This window comes from Paenibacillus sp. AGC31 (genome assembly GCF_057334655.1).
The window spans coordinates 385499-411697 of record NZ_JBHFJH010000027.1 but is presented as its reverse complement, the minus strand read 5'-3'; the positions used below and the strand labels follow the sequence as shown (position 1 = coordinate 411697).

Annotated in this window: 22 protein-coding genes; 5 read left to right on the top strand and 17 right to left on the bottom strand. The window is 44.9% G+C overall.

The genetic code is table 11. The features are described 5' to 3' along the window. Positions 1–170: 170 nt before the first annotated feature. Positions 171–1151 (top strand): aldo/keto reductase, encoded by a 981-nt coding sequence (locus tag ACE04G_RS13980; protein WP_221822893.1) that lies wholly within the window; start codon positions 171–173, stop codon positions 1149–1151. Positions 1152–1412: 261 nt separating this feature from the next. On the opposite strand, the gene ACE04G_RS13975 is transcribed toward ACE04G_RS13980, so the two are convergent. The 4 genes from ACE04G_RS13975 to ilvB form a co-directional block, all read right to left on the bottom strand. Further along, positions 1413–2954, bottom strand: a complete 1542-nt coding sequence (locus ACE04G_RS13975) for a 2-isopropylmalate synthase (protein WP_076209215.1) — start codon at positions 2952–2954, stop codon at positions 1413–1415. A 140-nt stretch (positions 2955–3094) separates the two neighbouring features. Further along, the gene (ilvC, locus tag ACE04G_RS13970) at positions 3095–4087 is read right to left on the bottom strand and encodes a ketol-acid reductoisomerase (RefSeq protein WP_036669754.1); all 993 of its coding nucleotides are present in this window, start codon (positions 4085–4087) and stop codon (positions 3095–3097) included. 261 nt (positions 4088–4348) lie between these two features. Continuing rightward, positions 4349–4831 carry an acetolactate synthase small subunit gene (gene ilvN / locus ACE04G_RS13965; RefSeq protein WP_024628317.1) on the bottom strand — a complete coding sequence of 161 codons (483 nt, stop codon included), beginning with the start codon at positions 4829–4831 and terminating at the stop codon, positions 4349–4351. Then, positions 4828–6579, bottom strand: coding sequence for a biosynthetic-type acetolactate synthase large subunit (gene ilvB / locus ACE04G_RS13960; RefSeq protein ID WP_339183467.1), 1752 nt, complete (start codon positions 6577–6579; stop codon positions 4828–4830). The genes ilvN and ilvB overlap by 4 nt, the downstream gene beginning before the upstream one ends. A 605-nt stretch (positions 6580–7184) precedes the next feature. On the opposite strand from ilvB, the gene ACE04G_RS13955 reads away from it, so the two are divergent. Then, the gene (locus tag ACE04G_RS13955) at positions 7185–7628 is read left to right on the top strand and encodes a GNAT family N-acetyltransferase (RefSeq protein ID WP_237176231.1); all 444 of its coding nucleotides are present in this window, start codon (positions 7185–7187) and stop codon (positions 7626–7628) included. 6 nt (positions 7629–7634) lie between these two features. Here ACE04G_RS13955 and ACE04G_RS13950 read toward each other — a convergent pair whose 3' ends face one another. The 9 genes from ACE04G_RS13950 to ACE04G_RS13910 all read right to left on the bottom strand — a co-directional run bounded on the left by ACE04G_RS13950 (position 7635) and on the right by ACE04G_RS13910 (position 16477). Beyond that, a complete protein-coding gene (locus tag ACE04G_RS13950) occupies positions 7635–8024 on the bottom strand; it encodes a hypothetical protein (protein ID WP_047842246.1) in 390 nt (129 codons plus the stop codon). Positions 8025–8239: 215 nt separating this feature from the next. Beyond that, positions 8240–9202: an ABC transporter permease gene (locus ACE04G_RS13945; RefSeq protein WP_091014847.1), complete on the bottom strand. Its 963-nt coding sequence runs from the start codon at positions 9200–9202 to the stop codon at positions 8240–8242. Next, positions 9203–10282: an ABC transporter permease gene (locus ACE04G_RS13940; RefSeq protein WP_036610168.1), complete on the bottom strand. Its 1080-nt coding sequence runs from the start codon at positions 10280–10282 to the stop codon at positions 9203–9205. Further along, complete coding sequence (locus ACE04G_RS13935) at positions 10275–11813, bottom strand: ABC transporter ATP-binding protein (RefSeq protein WP_036610171.1); 1539 nt, start codon at positions 11811–11813, stop codon at positions 10275–10277. Before ACE04G_RS13935 ends, ACE04G_RS13940 begins: the two co-directional genes overlap by 8 nt. A gap of 298 nt (positions 11814–12111) precedes the next feature. After that, the gene (locus ACE04G_RS13930; RefSeq protein ID WP_221822889.1) at positions 12112–13152 is read right to left on the bottom strand and encodes a BMP family lipoprotein; all 1041 of its coding nucleotides are present in this window, start codon (positions 13150–13152) and stop codon (positions 12112–12114) included. 579 nt (positions 13153–13731) lie between these two features. Next, entirely contained in the window at positions 13732–14091 is a 360-nt protein-coding gene (gene rplT, locus ACE04G_RS13925; RefSeq protein ID WP_017689664.1) for a 50S ribosomal protein L20, read from the bottom strand. A gap of 88 nt (positions 14092–14179) precedes the next feature. Continuing rightward, positions 14180–14383, bottom strand: coding sequence for a 50S ribosomal protein L35 (gene rpmI / locus ACE04G_RS13920; protein WP_017689665.1), 204 nt, complete (start codon positions 14381–14383; stop codon positions 14180–14182). 24 nt (positions 14384–14407) lie between these two features. Further along, a complete protein-coding gene (gene infC / locus ACE04G_RS13915) occupies positions 14408–14902 on the bottom strand; it encodes a translation initiation factor IF-3 (RefSeq protein WP_017689666.1) in 495 nt (164 codons plus the stop codon). Between the two features lie 336 nt (positions 14903–15238). Beyond that, complete coding sequence (locus ACE04G_RS13910) at positions 15239–16477, bottom strand: glycosyltransferase family 2 protein (protein WP_339307616.1); 1239 nt, start codon at positions 16475–16477, stop codon at positions 15239–15241. Between the two features lie 710 nt (positions 16478–17187). On the opposite strand from ACE04G_RS13910, the gene ACE04G_RS13905 reads away from it, so the two are divergent. Further along, the gene (locus tag ACE04G_RS13905) at positions 17188–17715 is read left to right on the top strand and encodes a phosphatase PAP2 family protein (RefSeq protein ID WP_017689668.1); all 528 of its coding nucleotides are present in this window, start codon (positions 17188–17190) and stop codon (positions 17713–17715) included. Positions 17716–17765: 50 nt separating this feature from the next. Further along, complete coding sequence (locus tag ACE04G_RS13900; RefSeq protein ID WP_221822887.1) at positions 17766–18917, top strand: MGDG synthase family glycosyltransferase; 1152 nt, start codon at positions 17766–17768, stop codon at positions 18915–18917. Positions 18918–19057: 140 nt separating this feature from the next. Here the strand turns inward: ACE04G_RS13900 and ACE04G_RS13895 are convergent, their stop codons facing one another. The 3 genes from ACE04G_RS13895 to ACE04G_RS13885 all read right to left on the bottom strand — a co-directional run bounded on the left by ACE04G_RS13895 (position 19058) and on the right by ACE04G_RS13885 (position 22582). Continuing rightward, positions 19058–20611: an ABC transporter substrate-binding protein gene (locus tag ACE04G_RS13895; protein ID WP_449004144.1), complete on the bottom strand. Its 1554-nt coding sequence runs from the start codon at positions 20609–20611 to the stop codon at positions 19058–19060. 105 nt (positions 20612–20716) lie between these two features. Further along, positions 20717–21580, bottom strand: coding sequence for a carbohydrate ABC transporter permease (locus ACE04G_RS13890; RefSeq protein WP_405132409.1), 864 nt, complete (start codon positions 21578–21580; stop codon positions 20717–20719). 96 nt (positions 21581–21676) lie between these two features. After that, on the bottom strand, positions 21677–22582 hold the full coding sequence (locus tag ACE04G_RS13885) for an ABC transporter permease (RefSeq protein WP_017689672.1): 906 nt from the start codon (positions 22580–22582) through the stop codon (positions 21677–21679). Positions 22583–22990: 408 nt separating this feature from the next. Here ACE04G_RS13885 and ACE04G_RS13880 point away from each other — a divergent pair, with 408 nt between their 5' ends. Then, positions 22991–25243 carry an AraC family transcriptional regulator gene (locus ACE04G_RS13880; RefSeq protein WP_339307611.1) on the top strand — a complete coding sequence of 751 codons (2253 nt, stop codon included), beginning with the start codon at positions 22991–22993 and terminating at the stop codon, positions 25241–25243. A 132-nt stretch (positions 25244–25375) separates the two neighbouring features. Here ACE04G_RS13880 and trmB read toward each other — a convergent pair whose 3' ends face one another. Next, complete coding sequence (trmB, locus tag ACE04G_RS13875; protein ID WP_339307609.1) at positions 25376–26137, bottom strand: tRNA (guanosine(46)-N7)-methyltransferase TrmB; 762 nt, start codon at positions 26135–26137, stop codon at positions 25376–25378. Between the last annotated feature and the right edge of the window lie 62 nt (positions 26138–26199).

Below are 26199 nucleotides of genomic sequence, written 5' to 3'. Positions count from 1 at the left end.
CTCTCTTTTGTATCATATTCCAAGGTCATTTGACCAAGATATACAATCTATGACTTTAATAGATTTTACCTATAAGCTAATAGAGATTAGCCTGCACAAGTTGTTCCTGACCTCCCGGTGGGGTAAAATATAGCTGAATTCAAATCAGGTACACAGGAGGGATAAGCAACATGCAATATTCGTATTTGGGTAAATCAGGCCTCAAGGTCAGCCGAATCTGTCTCGGTACCATGAATTTTGGGCCTGCTACAGATGAAAAAGAAGCTTTCCGCATTATGGACGCAGCACTCGATGCAGGCGTGAACTTTTTTGATACCGCTAACATCTACGGCTGGGGTGAGAATTCCGGTCTTACCGAAGAAATTATCGGACGCTGGTTCAACCAGGGTGGTGGCAGACGTGAGAAAGTGGTTCTGGCCACCAAAGTCTATGGCTCCATGCATGATGATACAGACGGCCCCAACAACGAAGCTGGCCTCTCCGCCTACAAAATCAGACGGCATCTGGAGGGTTCCCTCCGCCGTTTACAGACGGATCATATCGAGCTATACCAGATGCATCATGTAGACCCAGCCGTATCATGGAATGAACTGTGGGGTGCATTTGAGAATGCCGTTCATCAGGGTAAGATCGGTTATGTAGGATCGAGTAACTTTGCTGCATGGCAGATTGCAATCGCTCAAAGCGAAGCCAAGAATCGTCATTTCCTCGGCCTGGTTTCCGAGCAACATAAATATAGTCTCAACTGTCGTTTGCCTGAGTTGGAAGTACTGCCCGCTGCCAAAGAGCTGGGCCTCGGCGTCATTCCATGGAGTCCACTGGATGGTGGATTACTGGGACGTAACGCTCTGCAGAAGCTGGAAGGAACACGCAGCGGGGGCATCGCTGGACGGATCGAGCAGCAGCAAACTCAGCTTGAAGACTTTGCCGCACTCTGTCGTGATCTCGGTGAACCACAGGATACAGTGGCTTTGGCATGGGTTGCAGCCAATCCGGCAGTGACCGCCCCGATTATCGGACCGCGTACACTGGAGCAGTTTGAGACCGCACTCAAATGTCTGGACGTGACTTTGGATGAAGCTGTGCTCAAACGTCTGGATGAGATTTTCCCGGGTCCAGGTGGACATGCACCTAATGCATACGCGTGGTAATAGCTTAATAGTGTAAGCCAATGCAATAGGTAAGCGTTGAAAAGATTTCTGTGTTTTACTGCCATAATCATATAAATACAAGCAAAAGAGTCTGACCCTCCACAGGAGAGTCAGACTTTTTACGTACCTCATTGAACGTAACAAAGTAAGCCGAACGATCTACTAAATTAATTAAATTAAAGATTAATCATTCTAGCAGCATACATGTGTCTCGGCTTATAGTTAAGTTCAATGAAGGCTGCGTGCTTCTTGCATCGGAGCCTACAGGTTAACGTTTACACGGTTCGTATAAGTCTTGCGCTTCTCAATCAATTGATTCAGGCCGTCTACATAGGCACGTGCACTTGCACCCAATATATCTGTGCTTACGCCACGTCCTTGTACCGAAACCTGATTCTGAGTCAGCACAACATGTACTTCACCCAATGCATCCTTACCATGTGTTACCGATTTGATGGAGTAGTCAGACAACGTTACGTCTTCCCCGCTTACTTGGTCAATCGCATTGTAGATTGCATCTACCGATCCGTTACCCTCTGCTTGCTTCTCAATTGTATCCCCGTCAAGCGTCGCAATGCGGACTTTGGCTGTTGGTATCGATTCATCTCCGTACGTTACGAAGATGGATTCCAGTTTATACACCTCAGGTGCATCCTGCAATTTCTCTTCAATTACGGCAAGCAGATCTTCGTCAGTAACTTCTTTTTTCTTATCAGCCAGATCTTTGAACTGGGCGAAAGCACGATTCAATGCTTCTTCTTCCAGCTCATACCCCAGATCAATCAACCGTTCACGGAAAGCATGACGACCAGAATGTTTACCCAGTACAAGTTTGCTTTCCTTCAGACCGATGGACTCTGGAGTCATAATCTCATACGTTGTTTTTTCCTTCAACATGCCATCCTGGTGAATGCCGGATTCATGTGCGAAGGCATTTGCCCCAACAATGGCTTTATTTCCAGGCACAACCATACCTGTCAAACGGCTAACCAAACGACTGGTCCGTGCAATTTCAGACAGCTGCAGCGAAGTTTTCGCCTGGAAAAATTCCTGACGTGTCTCCAGTGCCATAGCAATTTCCTCGATCGCCGTGTTTCCGGCACGTTCACCAATGCCATTGATCGTACCTTCGATCTGATCGGCTCCATTGAGAATGGCTGCAAGTGTATTGGCCGTCGCCATACCCAAATCATTATGACAGTGGGCACTCAGCTGTACCTTTTCAATACCGTGTACATTCTCCTTGAGGTGTTTGAAAATGTTGCCGTATTCATATGGGCTCAGGTAACCAACCGTATCCGGAATATTCACAACGGCTGCACCTTCTTCAACAGCCATATTTACCATTTCCACGAGGAAATCATACTCGGTACGACCTGCATCCTCAAGTGAGAATTCAATCTTCGAGAATGTTTTCTTGGCATAACGAATCGCGGAACGAGCTGTATCCAGTACCTGCGCTTTGTCCATACGCAATTTATGTTGGCGGTGAATGGGTGAAGTCGCCAGGAAAACGTGAATGCACGGGTCCTGTGCACCTTTAAGTGCTTCCTTAACCGCATCAATGTCTTGCTCTCTGGAACGGGACAAGCCAATTACAGTCACATTTTTGACTGCATTTGCTACTGCATTGACAGCTGCCAGGTCACCTGGAGATGCCGCCGGGAAACCCGCTTCCATCCGGTCAATGCCAAGCCGCTCGAGCTGATGGGCAATTTCCACCTTTTCACGAGTGTTCAGATTGACTCCCGGGGATTGCTCTCCATCACGCAGCGTTGTGTCAAATACATAGATTTTACGCACGCTTCGCACCTCCTGTACTTGTTATTATATGTTTCTCTGAAACCAGCAATAGCGGCTCACGCATAAGCACGGCCGCTATTCCCAGTTAAAGCTCTAAGTTTACTTGAATACCTTTAAGTGCATGTTCTAGAAGTTAATGCTTACTTCTTGATCCAGTGCATCATCTCACGCAATTGTCCGCCAACCACTTCGATTGGGTGTTCAGCTTCGTTACGACGAGTTGCTGTCAGGAATGCACGTCCGGATTGGTTTTCCAGAATGAAGTCGCGTGCGAATTTACCTTGTTGGATATCCGTCAGTACTTCTTTCATTGCTTTCTTCGTATCTTCAGTTACAACGCGAGGTCCAGTTACATAGTCACCGTACTCAGCTGTGTTACTGATGGAATCACGCATGCTTGAAAGTCCGCCTTCATACATCATGTCAACGATCAGCTTCAGTTCGTGCAGACATTCGAAGTACGCCATTTCAGGAGCGTAACCCGCTTCTGTCAATGTTTCGAATCCAGCTTTTACCAATGCACTCACGCCACCACACAGAACAGCTTGCTCACCGAACAGATCTGTTTCTGTTTCTTCACGGAAGGAAGTTTCGATAACCCCTGCGCGTGTACAACCGATACCTTTAGCATAAGCCAAACCGATTTCTTTTGCTTTACCCGTTGCATCTTGCTCAATCGCGATCAGGCCTGGTACACCAAAACCTTCCACATAAGTACGACGTACCATGTGACCAGGGGACTTAGGAGCTACCAGCAATACATCGCTGTTTTTTGGAGCAACGATTTGACCGAAATGAACGTTGAAACCGTGTGAGAAGAGCAATGCAGCGCCTTCTTTCAGGTTTGGTTCGATTTCGTTTTTGTATACAGAAGCTTGAGTTTCGTCTGGCAGCAAGATTTGAACTACATCTGCGCGGCTTGTTGCTTCAGCCGGGGACAGAACTTCAAATCCGTCATTTTTTGCAGTGTCGAAGGATTTACCTTCACGAAGTCCGATGACTACGTTCAATCCACTATCACGAAGGTTTTGAGCTTGGGCATGGCCCTGGCTACCATAACCGATTACCGCGATCGTTTTTCCTTTCAATACGTTAAGCTCTGCATCCTGTTCATAATAAGTAGTTACTGGCATGTTTATAAGTCCTCCTTTGTATTGTAAAGAACCCTTCATTAATGAGCGGGTGTCTCAAGGGACCGCCTCGCTTGGAGTGTCAAAAGCATCTCTGGTCTGATCCGATCCGTTCAGACACCCGCCCATTAATGCGGGAATGTAGCTATATTTTCAAGCGTTACATCACTAAAATGTTAAATTACAACTGTTAGGGGACTGACACTCACATAAGATCAACTGTATATGTTAGCTAACCGTCGTCCCTCTTCATTCATTATAGCTTTATACGTTGCCGCGTACCAATGCAGTGATGCCTGTACGGGACAATTCGCGAATGCCATATGGCTTGAGCAATTCAATCATAGCATCAATTTTGTCCGTATCTCCAACTACTTGCACAATCAGGCTGCCTGGACCCACATCTACAACGGATGCGCGGAATGTTTCTACCACACCCAGAATTTCAGGTCGCTCGGAAGGCTCTGCTTTCACTTTGATCAGGGCGAGTTCACGGGCTACCATCGGTTTCAGGCTGAAATCAACCACTTTAATAACATCGATGATTTTGTACAATTGTTTCTCAATCTGTTCTAGTGTTTTATCGTCACCAATGGTAACAATAACCATCCGGGAGAGTCCAGGTTCTTCCGATTGACCTACTGTAATACTCTCAATGTTAAATCCGCGTCGACCGAACAACCCTGATACCCGCTGAAGGACGCCTGGCTGATCGTTTACCAATATTGAAATCGTATGTCTAATCATTCGTCAGCATCCCCCATCAGCATTTGATCAATTGTTGCTCCCTGCGGAACCATTGGATACACATTTTCATCCTTGCGTACTACGAATTCTACAACGACTGGTCCTGGTGTATCCAAAGCATCTTGCCAAGCACGCGCTGCTTCTTCTTTATTCGTTGCACGCAATCCTTTCACGCCATATGCTTCAGCCAGTTTTACAAAATCCGGGCTTCCTGCCAGATCAATGTGGCTGTAACGGTTCTCATAGATGAGTTCCTGCCATTGGCGAACCATTCCAAGTACCTGATTGTTAATGATCACAATTTTTACCGGTATATTGTTAATAGCACAGATTGCGAGTTCTTGGGAACACATCTGCATTCCGCCGTCACCGTTAATGGAGATAACGAGTCTGTCCGGATTGGCCATCTGAGCACCAATTGCAGAAGGGAATCCAAAGCCCATCGTTCCGAGACCACCCGAAGTTACCCATGAACGTGGTTGATTAAACTTGTAATACTGTGCCGCCCACATCTGATGTTGTCCCACATCCGTAGTCACAATCGCTTCACCTTTTGTTGTATCATTCAACATTTCAACAACCCACTGCGGTTTCAGCACTTCGTCTGAATCCGTATAGCTGTAAGGCTTCTCTTGTTTCCACTGTTTGATCTGGTCTCTCCATGCATCTGCACGCTCTGCACGTCCAACTTCTTTGTTGGCTATTTCAAGTACGGTCTTCACATCACCAACGATTGGAATATCGGTTGCAATATTTTTACCAATCTCAGCCGGATCAATATCGATATGAACGATTTTGGCATGTGGAGCGAATCCGTCCAGCTTGCCTGTTACCCGATCATCGAATCGTGCGCCGATATTAATCAGCAGATCCGACTGTTGGATGGCCAGGTTGGATGTGTATGTTCCGTGCATTCCTGGCATCCCTGTCCATAGTTCATGCCCACTTGGGAATGCACCAAGCCCCAGAAGGGTTGTCGTAATCGGAATGCCTGTCTTCTCAACAAACTCGAACAGTTCTTCATGTCCTCCCGAGTATACCACACCGCCACCGGCCAGAATCATTGGACGTTCTGCTTCCTGAATGGCCTGAGCCAAACGGTCAACCTGCAGTTTGTTTGGTACTGTCCGTGGATTGTACCCTCTTAATGTAACAGGTTCAGTACTCGGTTCAAATAAGGTTTTGTTGGCTGAGACATCTTTTGGAATGTCGATCAGTACAGGACCTTTACGGCCGGTGTTGGCAATATGGAATGCCTCATGAATGATACTCGACAAATCCTTAACATCTTTTACCAGATAGCTGTGTTTGGTGATCGGCATTGTAATCCCGGTAATATCCGCTTCCTGGAAAGCATCCGAGCCGATCAGGCTGGAATTAACATTTCCCGTAATGACAACCAGCGGCACAGAATCCATATATGCCGTGGCTATTCCAGTAACCAGATTGGTTGCTCCCGGCCCGGAGGTAGCGATACAAACACCAACTTTGCCGCTTGCACGTGCATATCCGTCAGCTGCATGAATTGCACCTTGTTCGTGACGGGTTAAGACGTGTTTGAAATCCTCGAAACCATACATTGCATCGTAAATGTACAACACTGCGCCACCCGGGTAACCAAATACGCAATCCACACCTTCAAGCAACAAGCTTCTCAGCAGAATCTCGGAACCGCTAATGACCTCCGGCTTCATCCATTTTTCACGTAATTCATCTGTTGATCGTACTTCTGGAATTTGAGCTCCCATTAGTCATCCTCCTCTCGGAATTTACACCATTCTGACATTTAAAGTTACAAAAAAAACCTTCCATCCCCTGCAAACAAGTTCATGCTTGCGAGGGACGAAAGGTTATCGCTTCCGTGGTACCACCCAACTTTGTCCGAAATTTCGCAATAACGGACCTTACCAGGTACAACAAAACGAATAGCTCAAACGAACATAGTCGTTTCCCATACCTGTTGTCTGTAACGCAGACATACGATTTTCCCTAATACGCGAAAGGAGTGACATCCAGTGCTTTTCAGGAAAACAGCTCCGAGGTGAGCTCGTATATAAGGGATAATGGTGGTGGTTTCAGCAATTCCAGCCACTCTCTGAGCAAAAGAGCCCTTAAAACTTCGTCCTCTTCATAGCCGATGATAATATTCTCGTTAAATGTTAGGAACATTATATGATTCCTCCAACCGATAAGTCAATACCTGTTTTGCATAAAAATTCAGAGAACCTTCCTTCCCCCCTCTTCAGCCTATAAGGTTGCCCTAATCCCAGCGCTTCATTCAGTCACCTTTTATCTTGCTTCGGGCATAGGATATACGAGCAGCACGACTGGTCCTGAAAGGAGGCTCCGCATGGTGATTCGGCAACGCACATCCAAGCTGGATGATGGCGCCATCATGAAGCTGATTGACACTCAACTTGTTCCTTTATCCCATATGAGCGAAAAGGAAATTAATAAAATCCGCAAAGAAATACCCCTGCGAATGAACAGGGGCATGACCTTTGTTGTCTCGCCGGAGCCAGACAAAGCTGCTGTGGCATTCATCCATTTTCTCATGCATGGGGAATTGCTCTATGTCGATATGATGGCCGTTAGTCCGAAAGAACAACGCAAACGTTATGGGCAAACTTTGTTGCTCAAAGCAGAGAGCTTTGCGGCATCCCGGGGTTGTCGAAGGTCTAAAGTTATGGTAGATGAAGGCAATACCAAAGGGCTTCAATTTTATCAAAAAAATGGATACAGCGCGATTCGATACATCATGATAAGCCGCTGCTACGAATTGGAAAAAACATTATAGAATGTCCTAGAAAAATCCTGGTGGACGTGGACCTGGACCATAAGGGCCGAATCCAGGACCAGGTCCATATCCGCCACCAGGTCCTCCAGGTCCATATCCCGGTCCGTAGCCTGGACCATATCCAGGGCCTGGTTTTGGTCCAGGTCCATATCCGGGACCGAAGCCGGGACCACCTCCGTAAGCATAAGGCAGTGTGGCAATAGCAAGCAGATCAAACAATACCAGTGGCAGTATCGCTTTTGTACGTACTTTTTTGCCATTCAGACGCTTCAGCACCAGTTTGTTGCCCGATACTTTCAACAGCTTTCCCGTAACCCGAGTGCCGTCTTTTTTGATTGCAACAATATTTTTGCCTATTAATTTCATCGCTTCATCACGCGTAACTTGTTGTTTCATACTTTCTCCTCCTCCTCGGATCGTTCAAAACAGTGTATTCGTCCATCACAGAATTCGCCTGTTTCTTTGTCCCTACCTGAAAATATGGGTACTTGCACGAGAACCAATGTAAACATGAAAAAGTGGCTGGGTAACGATCAAGAAAACAAAAAAAGGCCCGCACAAGGCGGACCCTTTTATCAAGCTTTTGGATAGTAAATTGACATATTGCAAGTTTACCTTTTACCCGGGTCATACGCTTCACCGAGTGCAGACGGAGCCGAAGAACGTCCAACCGCTGCAACGAGAACGATGATGGTAAGCAGGTAAGGCAACATGAAAATAATTTCCTGGGGAATACTTTGTGACCATTCAAACAACTGTACATAGTTTCGTATCGCTTGTGAGAATCCAAAGAAGACAGCCGCACCAAAGGCACCAATCGGATTCCACTTACCAAAGATCATAGCTGCAATGGCAATATAACCTTGGCCGGAAACCGTATTGTGTGAGAATGTACCCGTAGTCGTCAACGTAATCGCAGCTCCACCAATAGCGGCTAGTGCACCACTGATCATAACGCCAATATAGCGATAACGAAGCACTTTAACACCAACCGTATCCGCCGCACTTGGATGTTCACCTACAGAACGAAGGCGCAGACCAAATGGTGTTTTGAACATGATGTAATACGTCAGGAATACGAATAGAATGGCCAGATATGTCGTTGGATATACGTTCTTGAAGAAGGCTTCTCCCAGCAAAGGAATGTCTTTCAACAATGGCACATCAAACTTGCTGAAGCCTTGAACCAACGGTGAATCGCCAGAACCTTCAAACAACAGTTTAACCAAATACAACGTACTTCCTGCTGCCAAAAAGTTAATGACGATACCACTGATAATCTGGTCTGCCTTAAATGTAATAGACGCAACGGCATGAATCAGCGATACCAGTACGCCCAATACAATCGCGAGCAAAACCCCCATCCATGCCGATGTCGTTCCACCCATGCCCGCTTCTTGAGCATAATGTGCCCCAATTCCAGCTGCAAAAGCACCAAAAACCATAAAACCTTCAAGTCCAAGGTTGGTTACACCTGATTTTTCCGAAAAAATTCCGCCGAGTGATGCAAAAATCAATGCCGTAGCAAAGACAAGCGTCGTATTGATAATTTGCCCAATTGTCAACAAGTCCATCTACAACACCTTCTCTTTCTTACGCTTCGAATAGAACGGTTTGAGTATCCAGCGCACGATGCCTTGTGCCGCAATGAAGAAGATAATCGAACCGATCACAATCCGAATAATCTCAGGCGGAACATCCGCAGCAAAACTCATACCTGCAGATCCGTACGTGAGGGTACCAAACAACACTGCCCCCAATAACACCCCAAACGGATGATTCAAACCAATCAGGGCAACCGCAATTCCGTCAAAGCCTGTTCCCGGTGAACCCGACATTACGGTTTGGTATTGGAACACACCAAGAACCTGGAATGCACCACCAAGACCGGCAAGCATACCACTGATAAACATCGCTTTTACGATATTCCGGTTAACATGCATACCTGCATATTCAGCCGCATTAGGGTTGTAACCTACCGCGCGGATTTCATAACCTTGTTTTGTTTTCCACATATAGATATAAAAGAGCACAGCCATCACAAGGGCAATCAACGTCCCCATGTGTACACGGGAATTGCCCATCAGTTCAGAGAGCCATGTCAAACTAATCGAAGCCGATTCGCTGATATCCACGGAACGATTCTCGCCCTTCAACAGCAAGAATTGGCGAACGATAAGGTTGGCCAGATACAGACCAATCCAGTTCAACATGATACTACTGATAACTTCATTGACCCCACGTGCCGCTTTTAAATAACCAGCAATAGCGGCCCACAGACCACCAAACAATGCACCGGCAATCAAAGCCAGTGGCGCATGAAGGTAGATCGGCAAACCTGCAAATTTAACACCAACAAATGTTGCAGCGGTCATACCAACGAGAAATTGACCTTCTCCCCCGATGTTAAACAACCCTGCACGTGATGCAAATGCAAATGCAAGTCCAGTCATAATTAGTGGTGTCATTTCCCGTACTGCTTCACCAAAGTTGTACATGTCGCCAAATACCTTGGTGAACAATGCACCATAGGCTTCAATTGGATTGTAGCCACCAATCAGCATGACAACTCCACCGAGAATAAGACCCATAATAATAGCTACTACAGGCAAAATAAATGAATCTCGGGTAAACCATTTCAATACGTTATTCATGCGCAGTACCTCTCTTTTGGGTGCTGCCCGCCATCATCAAGCCGAGCTCCCTATCATTGGTTTCTTCCGGCAGCACCTCGCCAACGATCTGTCCTTCATAAATAACAGCAATTCGGTCAGATACATTGATAATCTCATCAAGCTCAAATGAAATCAGCAGAACAGCCTTCCCTTGATCGCGCTGTGCAATCAGTTGCTTTTGCACGAACTCAATAGCCCCTACATCCAAACCACGTGTTGGTTGCGCAGCGATAAGCAGTTCAGGGTTTTTATCAACCTCACGGGCGATAATGGCTTTTTGCTGGTTTCCTCCGGACAAGGACCGAGCCTTGGTCTCGATGCTTGGTGTACGCACGTCAAATGCCTCAACAAGTCGTTTTGCCTGCTGTTTGATGGCATCAAAGTTAAGGAACCCTTTACGGGTATATGGTGCTTTATAATACGATTCCAGAACGATATTTTCACTCACTGAAAAATCAAGTACAAGTCCGTGTTTATGGCGATCTTCCGGAATGTGGGCTACACCCGACTCCGAGATATGGCGTGGAGAATGATTGGACAGCTCCTTGCCCTCCAAAAGAATCGAACCGCTCTCTACTTTACGAAGTCCGGTAAGGGCTTCAATCAGCTCACTTTGACCGTTGCCATCCACGCCTGCGATTCCGACAATCTCTCCTGCACGTACGTTCAGGTTAAGTTGGTTCAGAACCGAAATACCTTCTTTATTCTTGGCCGTTAATTTACTGACTTCGAGCACATTGGCTCCAGGTGTAGCCGGTTTTTTGTCCACTTTGAATGTGACATTCCGCCCCACCATTTTCTCTGCCAGTTCATTTGGATTCGTTTCCGAAGTTTTGACCGAATCAATCACTTTACCCCGACGGATAATCGTTACCGTATCGGAGATTTCCATGATTTCTTTCAGTTTGTGCGTGATCAAAATAATGGACTTTCCTTCAGCTACAAGCTTCTTCATGATGATCATCAGTTCTTTGATCTCTTGAGGAGTCAATACGGCTGTAGGCTCGTCAAAAATCAGAATGTCTGCACCGCGATACAACGTTTTAACAATCTCTACACGTTGTTGCATTCCGACAGAAATATCATGAATTTTGGCATGAGGATTCACCTTAAGTCCATACTGTTCGGAAAGACGCTGAACTTCAGCCGCTGCTTTTTTATAGTTAATATTGAGACCCTTCGTTGGTTCAGATCCCAAAATAATGTTCTCTGTTACCGTGAACGGCTGTACAAGTTTAAAGTGCTGATGCACCATGCCTATGCCAAGATCGATCGCTCGGTTAGGGCTGTCGATGATGACAGGCTTGCCATTCACTTCAATGGAACCTTCATCTGGCTGATATAGACCAAATACAATATTCATCAACGTTGACTTACCAGCGCCGTTTTCGCCCAGTAGCGCATGGATCTCGCCTTTACGAAGCTGAAGGCTGATGGCGTCGTTGGCAACAATGCCTGGGAAACGCTTCGTAATTTGTTTTAACTCAACGACGGGGGTTGCTGCACCCATGTAATCACCCTTATAACTGATATAGTGTGGTTCCGCAAACGTAAAAAAAACGTCTATCGACGTACTTTCAAAGAAGACAGACCGCGCTTAGCTGAAGTTTTTCTTGCGATAATCGAATGGTTCAGCTGATTAATAACATATCAATTCCATTATCTTAAGAAAAGCTCCTACCGGAGCGTTGGTGCACAGTGACCTTGTACAATTGTTATGATGACTTGATCAAATGTTCCTGTTCTTGCAATCATAAGGCCGGTCAAGACCGGCCCCAATGATTATTCATTTGCGACTAAGATCAAAATTACTCCGTAGGAACTTTGATTTCGCCGCTGATGATTTTTTCTTTGTACTCTTCCACTTTTGCAAGTGTATCAGCAGATACATTGGCAGTAGAGGTATCAGCAATACCTACGCCGTTTTCTTTCAAAGTCAGGTTCTCGGAACCACCAGCGAATGTACCATCAACTACTTCTTTGTTAACGCGCTTAACTGCTTCGTCAACTTTTTTGATCATGGAAGTCAAAGTGATCTCATCGCCAAACTCAAGAGATTGGTCTTTGTCAACACCGATAACCCATACATCTTGACCTTGTTTCTTACGAGCACTTGCTTCGTTAAACACACCGTTACCTGTTGCGCCAGAAGCGTGGAAGATAATATCTACGCCTTCATTGTAAAGTGTTGCTGCTGCTGCTTTACCCAAGTCAGGTTTATCAAATGCACCTGTGTAGTTAGAAATGAATTGAGCATCAGGGTTAACTGCTTTAACCCCTTCTCTGAATCCTACTTCAAACTTTTTGATCAGTGGGCTTTCCATACCGCCTACAAAACCAATTTTGTTGGATTTTGTTGTCAGACCAGCCACAACACCAACCAGATAAGATCCTTCTTCTTCAGCAAATGTTACGGATTTAACGTTAGGAGAATCAACAACACTGTCGATGATCGCGAGTTTAGCATCAGGGTTTTGCTCAGCTACAGTTTTGATTGCATCAGCCAATTGGAAACCGATACCCCAAGTCAGGTCATATCCGCCTTTAACGAATTCGTTCAGGTTAGGAATGTACTCTTCATCGGATTTACTTTGCAGATATTTAACAGCAGTACCTGTTTCTGTTTCAGTCGCTTGCAGAGCTTCCCAAGCGGATTGGTTAAAGGATTTGTCATTAACTCCACCTACGTCAGTAACCATACCGATTTTGAGGTCGGATTTCGCTTCAGTGGATGTGCCACCTGTATCTCCTCCGGCATTTGTTTCTTCTTTCGGTTTGCTACCGCAACCTGCGAGCATAACCGATACCGCCAGCAACATTACCAAAGACAAGCTGAGCATCTTTTTCATTTCTCTTTTTCCCCCTTAATGATATATCCCTCATTCCAATCCAGCCTACAATTTGAACGGTTAACAGATAGCAGGAATGACTTTTATGCAGAATGTATGGTTTCTTCGACATTAAAAGCGCATTCTCACCCTTGTAGCATCCTATCATCTGTCGAAAAACCGAACATTATGACATGGAGAGAAAAATCTAGGACTAGCCTACTAGAGGTGATTATACAATCAACCAGTGTTAAAATCCAGATGTTTCATCACCAAATATCACATATTTTTGTTCTTTTTTTATTGAAAACGCTTAATAATTTAGCGTTTTAACACACTAACGTTACAACGATGTGATGTTATATAACAAAAACATATCGTGAACTTTAGTGATGAGTGGGATTTACCTGTTTTTATTTGTATTATTTCACCGTTCGTATTTTATGTATTCTCATGGACCGTTATTCATCAGTTATCTGGTTTCATTGTTCCCTTCCAGACTACAGCCTATTCGCTCTACTCATTCAGAGATTCATCTCCGAATTTCTTCCAAGCCGTAAAAAAGCCGCCATATAGGTACGGCGGCTTGTATCATACAATTTAAGCGTTGATTTTGCCTTTAGCTACAGTAGCCAAAGAGTTGAACGCATTGATGTCGTTAACGGCCAGATCAGCCAACATTTTGCGGTTCATGTCTACTCCAGCAAGTTTCAAACCATGGATCAGTTTGTTGTAAGACAAACCATTCATACGTGCTGCAGCATTGATACGAACGATCCACAGTCTGCGGAAGTTACGTTTCGTGTTGCGACGGTCACGGTATGCGTATACCAGGGATTTCATTACTTGCTCGTTAGCTGTTTTAAAAATACGGTGTTTGGAACCGAAATAACCTCTTGCCAGTTTCAAAACCTTTTTATGACGACGACGTACTACAAAACCGCCTTTTACTCTTGCCATATTAAAGAACCTCCCAAATAAATATAAATGTATCCGTGGTATGTGTACGGCCGTAGCCGATCCCCCATACGGAATCTACTAATTAAAATTAGCCTTTCAAGTTAGCCAAGCCTTGTTTCAAACGTCTAACATCCCCGGCAGCCATAACTGGGTTACCGTTCAGAACGCGCTTAGCACGTTTGGATTTGTGGGAAAGCAAGTGGTTTTTGTGAGCTTTGTAACGAAGGACCTTACCGGAACCGGTAATTTTGAAGCGTCCTTTCAAACTGCTGTGTGTTTTCATTTTAGGCATTTTGTGTTTCCTCCTCCAATGTTATCAGGCTTTAGGAGCCAAAATCATGATCATACTGCGGCCTTCCAGTTTTGGTTGACGTTCAACAGTACAAAGTTCTGCAACTTCTACCTTAACGCGCTCCAAAATCCGTTGACCAATCGCGGCATGTGCAATTTCACGTCCGCGATAACGAACAGAACATTTCACTTTGTCGCCTTCGTTCAAAAACTTAACTACATTACGAAGCTTCGTTTGATAATCGTGCTCCTCAATATTGGAACGGAACCATACTTCTTTAATATCAACAATTTTCTGGTTCTTACGGGCTTCTTTATCTTTCTTTTGTTGCTCATAGCGGAATTTGCCATAGTCCATAATACGACACACCGGCGGTTTAGCCTGTGGTGCCACATTGACCAGATCCAAATTCAGGTCAATCGCCATTTGCAGTGCTTCGCGAATGGGCGTAATCCCAATTTGTTCTCCTTCAGCTCCGACAAGGCGTACTTCCTTCGCCCGAATCTCATCATTAATCATGTGATCTTTACTAATAATCGTCCACCTCCAGGTCATTTTGAATATCCATTTAAACAAAAATAAAAGGGATGCCGGTCAAGCTACCGACATCCCTGTAATCAACACAATTCTTCATGAGTATACACTTCATAAATTATTGGGATCGTTGACCAGCCAACATGTTTGTTGATCAGGTGAGAAGTCGGACTTCTGCTTGTGATTCCATTTCTATTCGTTTTAAGGCACTTGAATACTATATCACCCACAAAACACATTGTCAACATTCTACACAACTTTTTTTTCGCAAATTATACATTTGTGATATCAAATGTCAACAAGGTATCGCATGCAAGTTCCTTACCCTTGTTTGCTTTGCACCTCATCCAACCGTACAACACGTGTATGTTGAGTGTGGCTCCACTGTTTGTTGTTCTGCGTAAAGAAAGCGTAGAACGTAATCGGGTACCAAGACAGCAGGTAGATCGGGAACAAAATCAGATATAGATAAACTTTGGCAAAGGTAACCTTCTCCAGCGCCATGGACAACAGGAACGTCAGAATGTTCAAACCAATAGCCATGAACCCAACCCATAACGGGAAGTACCCATAAATATTAGCAATGTGCGGACCACTGAATATAGCCATGTCTACCCACATCACAGCCGTCATCAGGAACGTAAGCAACACCACATAGACATTGGCTCCATAGATAGCAAGGTCAAATTTCACCAGGCTTCTTTCCTTAATGGATTGCCAGAGCAGCGGGAAGAAGTATCTACGCGCAACTGTAAAGTGACCTTGCATCCAGCGCAGACGTTGTCTCGCTGAAGCTTTGAATGTTAATGGCTTCTCATCAAATACTTTGGCGTCATAGTTGAAAACAGGATACACATTACGTTGCACACTGCGCATTGTAAACTCCAGATCCTCAACCAGACTTGTTGCACCCCAACCAATTTCCTTCAACAGGTTGGTCTCAAAGCACATTCCGGTTCCTCCGAGGAAATTCGCCATATTCAAGTTATGACGAGACAACTGCCACAGACGGTTGATGTACCAGTAAGATACTCCGTAAGCTGCAGTAATCCAGGAATCCTCCGGATTTTTTGTATCAATGTATCCTTGGATAACACGTGAACCATTGTTCAAGTCATCATTCATCTCAAGCAAGAAGTTACGGTCAACCAGGTTATCCGCGTCAAACATAACAACTGCGTCATACTGACGTGGCAATTTCCACAGGTACTTAAGCATCCATTCGATGGCATACCCTTTACCTCTCAGATCGGCGTTGGTACGTACACATGCGTTTAATCCATGCTCTCTGACAATTTGAGCCGTTCCATCCGTACAGTTGTCACAGATGACAAACACATCGTACAGATCTTCCGGATAGTCAAGTTGTTTCAAGTTCTCCATCAAGGCACCAATGACTTGTTCCTCATTGTGTGCTGCGACGAGTACAGCGAATGATTTTGTCGCCGGATAATGTTTCTTTTTCTTTTTCTTAATCAGACCGAACAGCGAAAACGTGAATTGGTACACGGCTAGCAGTGCCAGAATGACCTGCATCGTGACGAATATAGCGTCCAACATCGTTCTCTGTTACCCCCTTTTTTTCAAAACCCAGTTTACTCAAGCATTTCTCTTCCTGATTCTGCAATTTATTTTTTTTTGATCTGCAGAATATGACCCTGTTCTTTTGTGTACTACGTGAATATATCAGGCAATGTTTCAAAGCTTGGTTGCTATCAGTTGGCTGCTTTATCGATTCTGTATCCTTTTCAGTCATTTGTCAAAACCCCAATTCCACTTTCTGAAGCAGAAATGTGATCTTTAAACGCTGAATAGACACTTCGTGATACCGCAACCTCGCATTCATGCCTGTTATATCTTATTTTCAGCCGTTTACTTGATTTTTATTTCTAAAGTCCCTGCTTTTTTCATCAGCATGTTATTCTTCGTCAGAGGCTCTATAACAAATAACGCAAACAGACCTCAAAAAGTTTGAAACAGAACTCACATTTTTTTACCTCATTTCAGCCATGTTGAATCATTGTATCTTTTTTGGCTGGCCCAAGTCAAAAAGTTAAGATGGGTATATATCCACTCTTTAACATGAATTTTACGTTCTTTACATGGGTTCTTCTTGAAAAGGACAACATTTAAAAATATGATAAACATATACCTGAAATAACCTCAAGTTCATGAAAAACGGTTATATACTAATCAGGACGAAACCGGATGTAGAAAATCACCGGAAATAATGCCGCCATTACGGGCGGCCTGACTGGCAGGAGGCCAATATGAGCCGTTTATTCTTAAAGTTTCAAGATTATGATCGAAATGTTTTTATGTGGATCAACGGCCGGCTTCATAATCGTTTTATGAATTTTTGGCTGTATTATTTCACCCATCTGGGTGGAGCAACTTCTTCTATTGCAATATCACTGTTAATCTGGCTGCTTGCTCCAGCTCCATGGAGCACAACAGGACTCCAGGCTTGTATCGCTCTTGCGGTCAGCCACATTCCTGTAGCCATCGCGAAAAAATTGTATCCCCGCATTCGACCTTATCTGGCCTTGCCGGATACAATTACGTTCCGTAATCCCCTGACGGATCACTCGTTTCCTTCAGGACACACAACTGCCATTTTTTCGGTCACGGTTCCCTTTATGACCACTGATCCGATCTTATTGCTAATATTGTTGCCTGTGGCCCTTATTGTCGGATTCTCTCGAATTTATCTGGGATTACACTATCCTTCCGATGTTCTGGCAGGTGCCACAATAGGTACTTTAGTCGCACTTGCAACAGTTGCATTCTGGTCTTAAAGCCGATATGTTAGACTCAGAAAAACCTAGCAGGAACAGGTGAAGCAAGCGTGGAGAAAAAAAGAGTATTACTATTATCTGAAGGCTTTGGTACGGGTCATACTCAAGCCGCCTATGCACTGTCCAGCAATTTGCGAAAGCTCTCGCCAGACGTGCAGACAAAAGTGCTTGAACTGGGAAGTTTCTTAAATCCCAAGGTTGCACCTCTGATTATAACAGCATACAAAAAAACGGTTACCAATCAACCCAAACTTGTCGGATACGTATACAGACACCAATATAAAAAATCATTGAACAGGCTGACAACACTGGCGCTGCATAAACTGTTCTATACACATACACGCAGCGTTGTGCGCCAGTTACGTCCCGATGCGATCGTCTGTACACATCCGATTCCAAGTGCTGTCATATCCAGACTGAAACGTCTGGGTGTACAGGTTCCCCTATGCACAGTCATCACCGACTATGATGCACATGGGACGTGGATTAACCGTGAAGTAGACCTTTATCTGGTTTCTTCAGATGAGGTTAAGTCCAAACTAATGCTACGCGGCGTACCTACAGACAACATTCGAGTCACGGGCATTCCGGTGCATCCGAATTTCTGGGAGCATCCCGGGCGAGAAGAGATTAGAAGCAGATTCAACCTCAAGAACATGCCCACTGTACTGGTGATGGGCGGCGGTTGGGGAATGCTCAGCGACAAGCTGGTCCATCCGTTGCTGACACGCTGGCATGAAGATATTCAGATCATTTTTTGTCTGGGTCGCAATGATAAAGCACGGATCAGCATGGAACAGAACCCCATGTATCGCAAAGAAAACATTCATATTTTGGGATACACCAACGAAGTGGACAAATTGATGGAAGTATCCGACCTGCTGATCACCAAACCTGGGGGAATGACATGCAGCGAAGGCTTGGCCAAAGGAATTCCAATGTTGTTCCACAACCCTATACCTGGTCAGGAAGAAGAAAACGTCCACTATTTTACCGCAAGAGGGTTGGGAGAACCCATAACATCGCTCGACGTAGTGGTCAAATGGATGAACAAGTTATTGCATCACTACCCGGATGTTGTACGTAAACGCAAACGTCATCTGGCGGAAATCGCCAAGGTTCATCCGCTGCAGAGTGCTCAAAGTATTATCGATCTGCTGGAGGACGTTCGTCCTTCATCCGCAGAAGAGGCCCGTTTATGAATTTATCCCATTAGGATGTCGCTTCCCGTATTCTTCGTCTAATCAAGCCTCTAACCAACGGCTTCAAACAAGCCTGCAACCACATTGAAAAGGTGCCTTCGAATCCGAAGGCACCTTTTCTTTATGAAGGAAAGTACAAACTATTGTATGCCTGTAGACTTCAAGTTCTCCTGCCACTGCTTGGTGTAATCTGCCTGAATTTTTTCCAATCCTGCTTGTTTAGCCTTCTCCATAAATGTGTTCAATCCAGCCTCTACGTCTGCCACCAAACCTACATTAAGCGGATACAAATATTGTTTTTCCACTTGCTCCAATGCAGCCTTCTCGGCTTGGTACGGAGTCCAGTCTTCAGCAAATCCTGTAAAGATATCCGGCTTTTTGATTTTGTCGAGATCTTCAAACATGGTCAGGACATCATCAAAGGTTTTATCATAGAGCATGAATTCCGGATTACGCCAAGCCCAGCCATTCATGCCCTCACGCGGGAAGCCGTTTGTTTGTGCATCTCCGACCATTTTGTAATATCCATTATCTACCTCGAAGTTTTTGCCTTCAATACCGTATTCAGTCAACCAATTATATCGTTTGTCTGTCACAAGTTTCTCATAAAATGCCAATGCTTTTTCCGGGTTTTTACTGCTACGCGGAATCGCAAAACCATTGTGGATCGGGTGAACCGGTTGTGCAAACCCTTTTGCATTCGGGTAAGGGAAATAAGCCAGTTTCCAATCTGGATGCGTAGACTGTACCTTGATTACATCTGCATTAAATTTGTTAGGGTTTTCCCCGGACAGAACAACGGCCGCTTTTCCATTTTGCAGCAACGAGTTGGATGTATCTTTTACATTCAGTACGTTTTTCGGGAAAAATCCTTTGTCCATCCAACGTTTGTATGTTTTCAGGTCTTCCAGGTGTTGCGTGGATCCCCAATAGGACGTCACGGTTGATGGTGTGTCATACATAATATCCAGTCCATATGGAAGTTGACCTGCTGTATTAACCAGCTTGGATGTCAATTGACGAATACCATGGGTATGGTTGGCATTGCTATCCGCAATCGGAATCATATTGGGTTCGTTGGCTTTGATGCCCTCCAGATACGCTTCGAGCGTCTCCAACGATTCCGGCTTCGGAAGATTGTACTTCTCGCGCAAATCTTCGCGGTACGCAATTCCCTCTGTTACATACTCAATCCATGTCGATGGAACGGTATATATTTTGTCATTGATTTTGACTGCATTCCACATGTCATCAGGGACATGAGCTTTCAGTGCTGGCGCTGCTGTTGGCAGCATTTCATCCAGTGGCAGGAACGCGCCCTTCTTCGCATAAGACTGATAGAATGTCCAATCCGCTGTGAAGATCAGATCGATCGGCTGTCCGGAAGACAGCAGCAGTTTATATTTTTGATCCCAGTCCGTCCAAGAAGTGTAGTTGAATTTTACATTGACGTTCAGATCAGCCTCAGCCAGCTTATTGATCTCGGATTCAATGACAGGCAGATCTTTGGGAGCATCCCCAAGCATGTAAAATTGAAGCGTTACTTTCTCGCCTTTGTTCTCGGACGCTCCTCCCTGCTCACTTCCTTGCGTCGATCCCCCCGAACCGTTATTACATGCGGCAAGCACCCCGGCGAACAACATCAGGGCAAGTACCAGAGACAGGTGCCGAATTGTTTTGTTACGCATACGCATCCTCCCTTTTTGTGGTGAACCTTTATATGTTAGCGCAGACTCGCCATGCTTCAGACCAGACCGAAAATGATGCCAATGGCCTGATACCCACAGCGTGTTCACGTTCTAACCTTTCACTGCACCTATGGTAAGTCCTTTGACAAAATAACGTTGTACAAATGGATACAGGAACAAAATCGGCCCCGTCACAACGATTGCCATCGCCATCTTGGTTGATTCAGTAGGCACATCCTGACTGAGTGTGATTCCCGTACCAATCGCCATCTGGTCAATGAAGGTAATCGTGTTCATCGTGTTGTAGAGATAAAATTGCAGTTGGTACATATCCGGGTTGTTAATGAAGAGGGATGAGGTAAACCAGTCATTCCAGTAACCCAGTGCCAGAAACAGACCTACGGTGGCGATACCAGGCATCGCCAGTTTCAACACAATGCTGACATAGATGCGGAAGTCATTCGCTCCATCAATTTTGGCGGACTCAATCAATTCATCCGGCACTGCCGAGCGAATGAAGTTTTTCATCAAGATAATGAGGAATGGCGTCATCAACCCCGGAAAAATCAGTACGGTGTACGTATCTGTGAGATTGAAGTAGTTCGCCAGCATAATGTACCAAGGTACAAGTCCCCCACCAAACAGGGTTGTGAAGTAGATAAAAAACGAGAATGTGTTCCGATATTTAAAATCCTTACGCTGGAGCACAAATCCGGCCATCGTGATGAGGAACAGCCCTAGCGTAGTTCCCACCACCGTTGTAAAGACCGTTACCCCATAAGCCTTGAGTACCTGAGTCGGGAATTTGAACACCATTTTGTAACCTTCCAGGGAAAAGTCCGTTGGAAAAAGGTGATAACCATCCCTCACAATGGACTCGTTGCTGCTGAATGAACCGGATAGAATCAGCAGAAACGGTAGCAAGCACATGATTGATAAAATGATGATGAAGCTGTAGGAAATCAGTTGAAACATGAAAGTGAACTCCGAATCTCTGAGACGCGTATTCGTACGAGTGTGAGTATTCATTGGCGTGTTCATGATCGTTCTCCCTCCTGCCCTGCGGGCGTTCTAGAACAAGGCGTAGTCCTCATTTACTTTGCGGATAATATAGTTGACGGTCATGATCAAAATGAAACCAAACAAGGACTGATACAGACCAGCTGCCGTTGCCATCCCGATATCAAACGTTACTTTCAGTGAACGATACACATACGTATCAATAATATCTGTAGCGTTGTACAGCACCCCGTTGTTACCGATCAGTTGATAAAACAGGTCAAACTGCCCCTTCATAATGCTGCCGAGTGAGAACAACAACAGGATGACAAAGGTTGGCTTCAACATCGGTACCGTAATGTACCAGATCCGCTGAAATATATTTGCCCCGTCGATTCGGGCGGCTTCATAATACTCATCACTGATCCCCGTTATGGCAGCCAGATAGATGACCATGCTGTATCCAAGATTTTTCCACAGATAAAAGATGATGATCAGGAACACCCAGATCCAGGGTGTGTTATAAATGTCGACCGGGCCGGCCTCAAAACGTTTGAGCACCGTGTTCACAAAACCCGACTCGTAGTTAAACATGTTGTAAGCGATTACACTTAATAGTACAAATGAGATGAAATACGGCAAGAACATGACGGATTGCGTAATTTTTTTGAATAACCTGCCCCGGATCTCGCTAAGCATAATCGCACAGAAGATCGCAAGACCGTTTCCTAATATAATGAAGGCGAGATTGTAACCCACGGTATTGGTTGTGAGTTTGAGCAACATTCCGGATTGCCATAGGAACTTAAAGTTCTCCAGACCGACAAATGGACTGCCAAATAATCCGCCTTCAAAATCATACCGGGTGAACGCATAATAGATGCCGACCATCGGAAAATACGAGTTAATCAGAAAAAAGATCAGCGTGGGCAACAGCATCAGAAACATGATTTTGTTTTTGTTCAATTCTTTGAGCATGGCTCGATCCCTCCCGAATTACTTGCGGTGCTGCGTGGTGGAGCTCTCTTTTTATTGTAGATGCTCTCTTCACTGACGGATACTGAAGCTTCCCTTCAGAAAATGAACGATTCTGCGAAATGAACTATGAACAAAATGAACGAACCATGAAATGAACAGACATCCACACACATCCGTTCACAAATGTTGATATCGTGCATAGGCTACACCTAGTGAACAATCCAGCGAAAGTTGAACTTTATGTAGACAAAACAGGCAAAAGGGCCTGTCCAGCATTGATGTAAACGCATACATAATATATAATTCTAGTTACTCTTGCTCTTCTGCTCATCCATATATGAAGCCTCACGTATGTACATGAATTTCTATGTTGTTCACCCAAAACAGGAGGTCCGAGGGGGAAGATGAATGCGTAAACGTTCAGAGGACAGTCAGAAAGTCTTCACACGGATTCTGATCGGCATTATTATCAGTACCGTCGCTACCTTACTTGTGGCTTCTTCTATTTTGTACGTCAACTATAATCGGATCGCTCTTCGCCAGGTGTATCGTACAGATATGAACAGTCTTACTCAAACCAGCCGTGAAGTGGCCAAAATGACCGAGACTGCGAAATCATTGTCATATCAGATTTATCAGGACTACACCATCTCTTCATTACTGCTCTATTCCAAACCAAATATCTATGAGATTACATCGGCGATGGAGCAGCTAGACAACTACCGTATGTCCCTTCCCTTTATCGAATCCATCTATGTATATAACTCCAAAAGTAAAGAATTCTTTATCAGTTCCAACATGCGCAATGGGCAGCAGTCCATCTCGGAGATCGATGATCAGGGGATTACAAGCATCCTTCAACGCTTCCATGACTATAAACCTTTTGTGCCTATCCCGCGTACATATCAGGTCGGCTCTACCGAAGCAACAGAGGTTAACAGCTACACCTATCTCTGTTATGACACGATTAATGATAACGCGAAGCTAAACTATGCTGTCATCGTGAATATCAAGGATGATTGGCTCAGTCCGAATATGAATGCTGTGGATCAACCCGGCAAAACCTTTATCGTGAATGAGAATGGAGACCTTTTATCTGACTTTGGCGACCGTGCATTGATGAAAAATCTCTTCAGTGAAGCTTTTATGAAGCCAATTATGCAGGATACGGAGCAGTCAGCTTATTTTACCGAGAAGGTCGACGGAGAAAAATCCCTCATCACCTATACCGCTCCCGATGACCTGGGTTGGCGTTATGTGAGAATAACACCTTATGATCTGATTACCTCAGATATACGGAGCATGCGCACACATACCGTTCTGTTTTGTGTTGGACTTCTCTTCGCAGGGTTACTGCTCTCTTACCTTGTGTCCCGAAAACTATATCACCCTATTGATAAGATGATTGTTCGTTTACGTGTGATGGAAGCAGAGCGACGTGGCAGTCTTCATTTGTTACGGCAGGATTTTCTACGAGGGGCCCTACAGGGCCGCGAAACAGTAACTGGAGGTATGCTGGAAGAACGGATGAAGTTCTACGGCTCCTCCATTGATGTTCGGCGTGCATCCAGACTGGTATTGCTACGTATTGACCATTTTACCGAATTCAACGAAACGTATCGTGATGAGACCCAGCTTGTAAAATACGCGATGATGAACATCTGCACTGAGACAGCCGATCTCCACTACAATGCGGAAGCTGTGGACATGGGCGGTGATCTGATCACACTCATCTTCAATGAAAAAGCGGAAAGCAATGAACTTGGGCAACCTGCTCATAACCGGATCGAAGAGCTGCTACGTATGATGCAGGCAGCTGTAATGACCCATTTGAAATGCTCCATCTCCTGTACGATCGGCACGGAAGAAGATTCATTGGAAGACAGTATTGCATCCTACACCAGATCAGCCGAAGCCTCACTGCATCGTTTGTTCATGGGACCGGGCTGTCTGATCTATACCTCTGACATCATGGCTTATCACGCCAAGGAGTACGCATTCCCGGCAGGTAAGGAAAGACAGCTTGTTGATCATCTAATGACAGGTAAGACGCGAGAAGCAAAACAAGTCTATGCAGATATCGTCGGCGAGACAGCCGCATATCCATTTACCGTCTTCCAGCTAGCTTTATCCCATCTGACGATGACACTGAACCATGTACGAAATACCCTCAAGAAGAATAATCAACTCACGCTTGATTCAGTCTCGGATGGTCTAATGCTGCCTGTCAAAGACGCGGAAGACATCAGTGAAGTACATGAACGCTTCTATCGGATGTTTGATGAGCTTGGCTCCAAAGTGGAGGAGAAACGTACACTGAAACATGAAGAATTGATTCGTAAAATCAATGGCATTATTGAGCGGGACTATGCGGACCCCAATCTATGTCTAACTTCTATCGCAGATGAGTTGGGCATGTCGCCCATCTATGTAAGCAGGCTCTACAAACAGCTTACCTTGAAAGGACTTACGGACGTGATTAATGAAACCCGCATAGCCAAGGCCCAGCATCTGCTGGTAGAGACAGAGAACTCTGTTGCCGATATTGCCGAGAGAACGGGATTCACCAACAGTTCATACTTCTATCGCATGTTCAAAAAGTTCAACGGGGTTACACCAAACGATTATCGCCGCAAAGAGTTTCATTCAGAGAACTTTTGAAATCATCCCAGACTTGAGTTTATGGAGCATGGCATATTGATTGTTCATGCAAAAAAAGAGCGACCTATGAGAATGAAACCATTCACCTCATGTGTCGCTCTACCTAATTGAGTTTAAGTTAGATTTTTCGAATTATTCCTGTTCCTGTTCCTGTTCTTCGCCAGACTCATCAGAAGCTTCACGAACTTTATACTTGTCCAGACGTGTCTGCTGATACTCACGCAAGGCCTCTTCACCCACAATCACTTCAACCCGGTGAATGTTCATACCTTTACCCATGAATTTCTGCTCGTACTCTGTCATCACATGTTCTTCATTCAAACCATCACGATGCAGATTCAAAGAAATATTGGTCATTTGCAGGCCGAAGTCGGCAATGGCGTTGAGTGAGAAATCAAACAGCGTCTCTGAATCGGTTTTGAAATGAATCTGACCTTTGGGATTAAGCAATTCTGTGTATTTCTTCAGGAAGCGCGGATGCGTCAACCGACGACGTGCATGCTTTGCTTTTGGCCAAGGGTCACTGAAGTTCAAATAAATGCGCTCCAGTTCTTCCGGTTCAAAAACTTCTTCGATCTGTTCGATATTAGCCAGCGCAAGCTTCAGGTTCGGAGGTGTCTCCACATCAGCCTGGCTCCACGCATTACGAGCTTTCTCACTGGCACGACGCACCAGTTCATCATACATATCAATACCGATGAAATTAAATTCCGGATATTTATAACTCATTTGGCTGATAAATTGACCTTTACCCATACCAAATTCCACGAAGATCGGGTGATCATTGCCAAACAGTTCAGACCATTTTCCTTTATGTTGCTTGGGGTCCAGTACAACAAGATCAACTTGTTGCTCCAGATTTTCTCTTATCCCTTTTCTGCCACGTAAACGCATTTTATTCCTCCGTTTGTCCCATACTTGTCTCAGAACTATTTTGCCGAAGAACTGGCAAATTG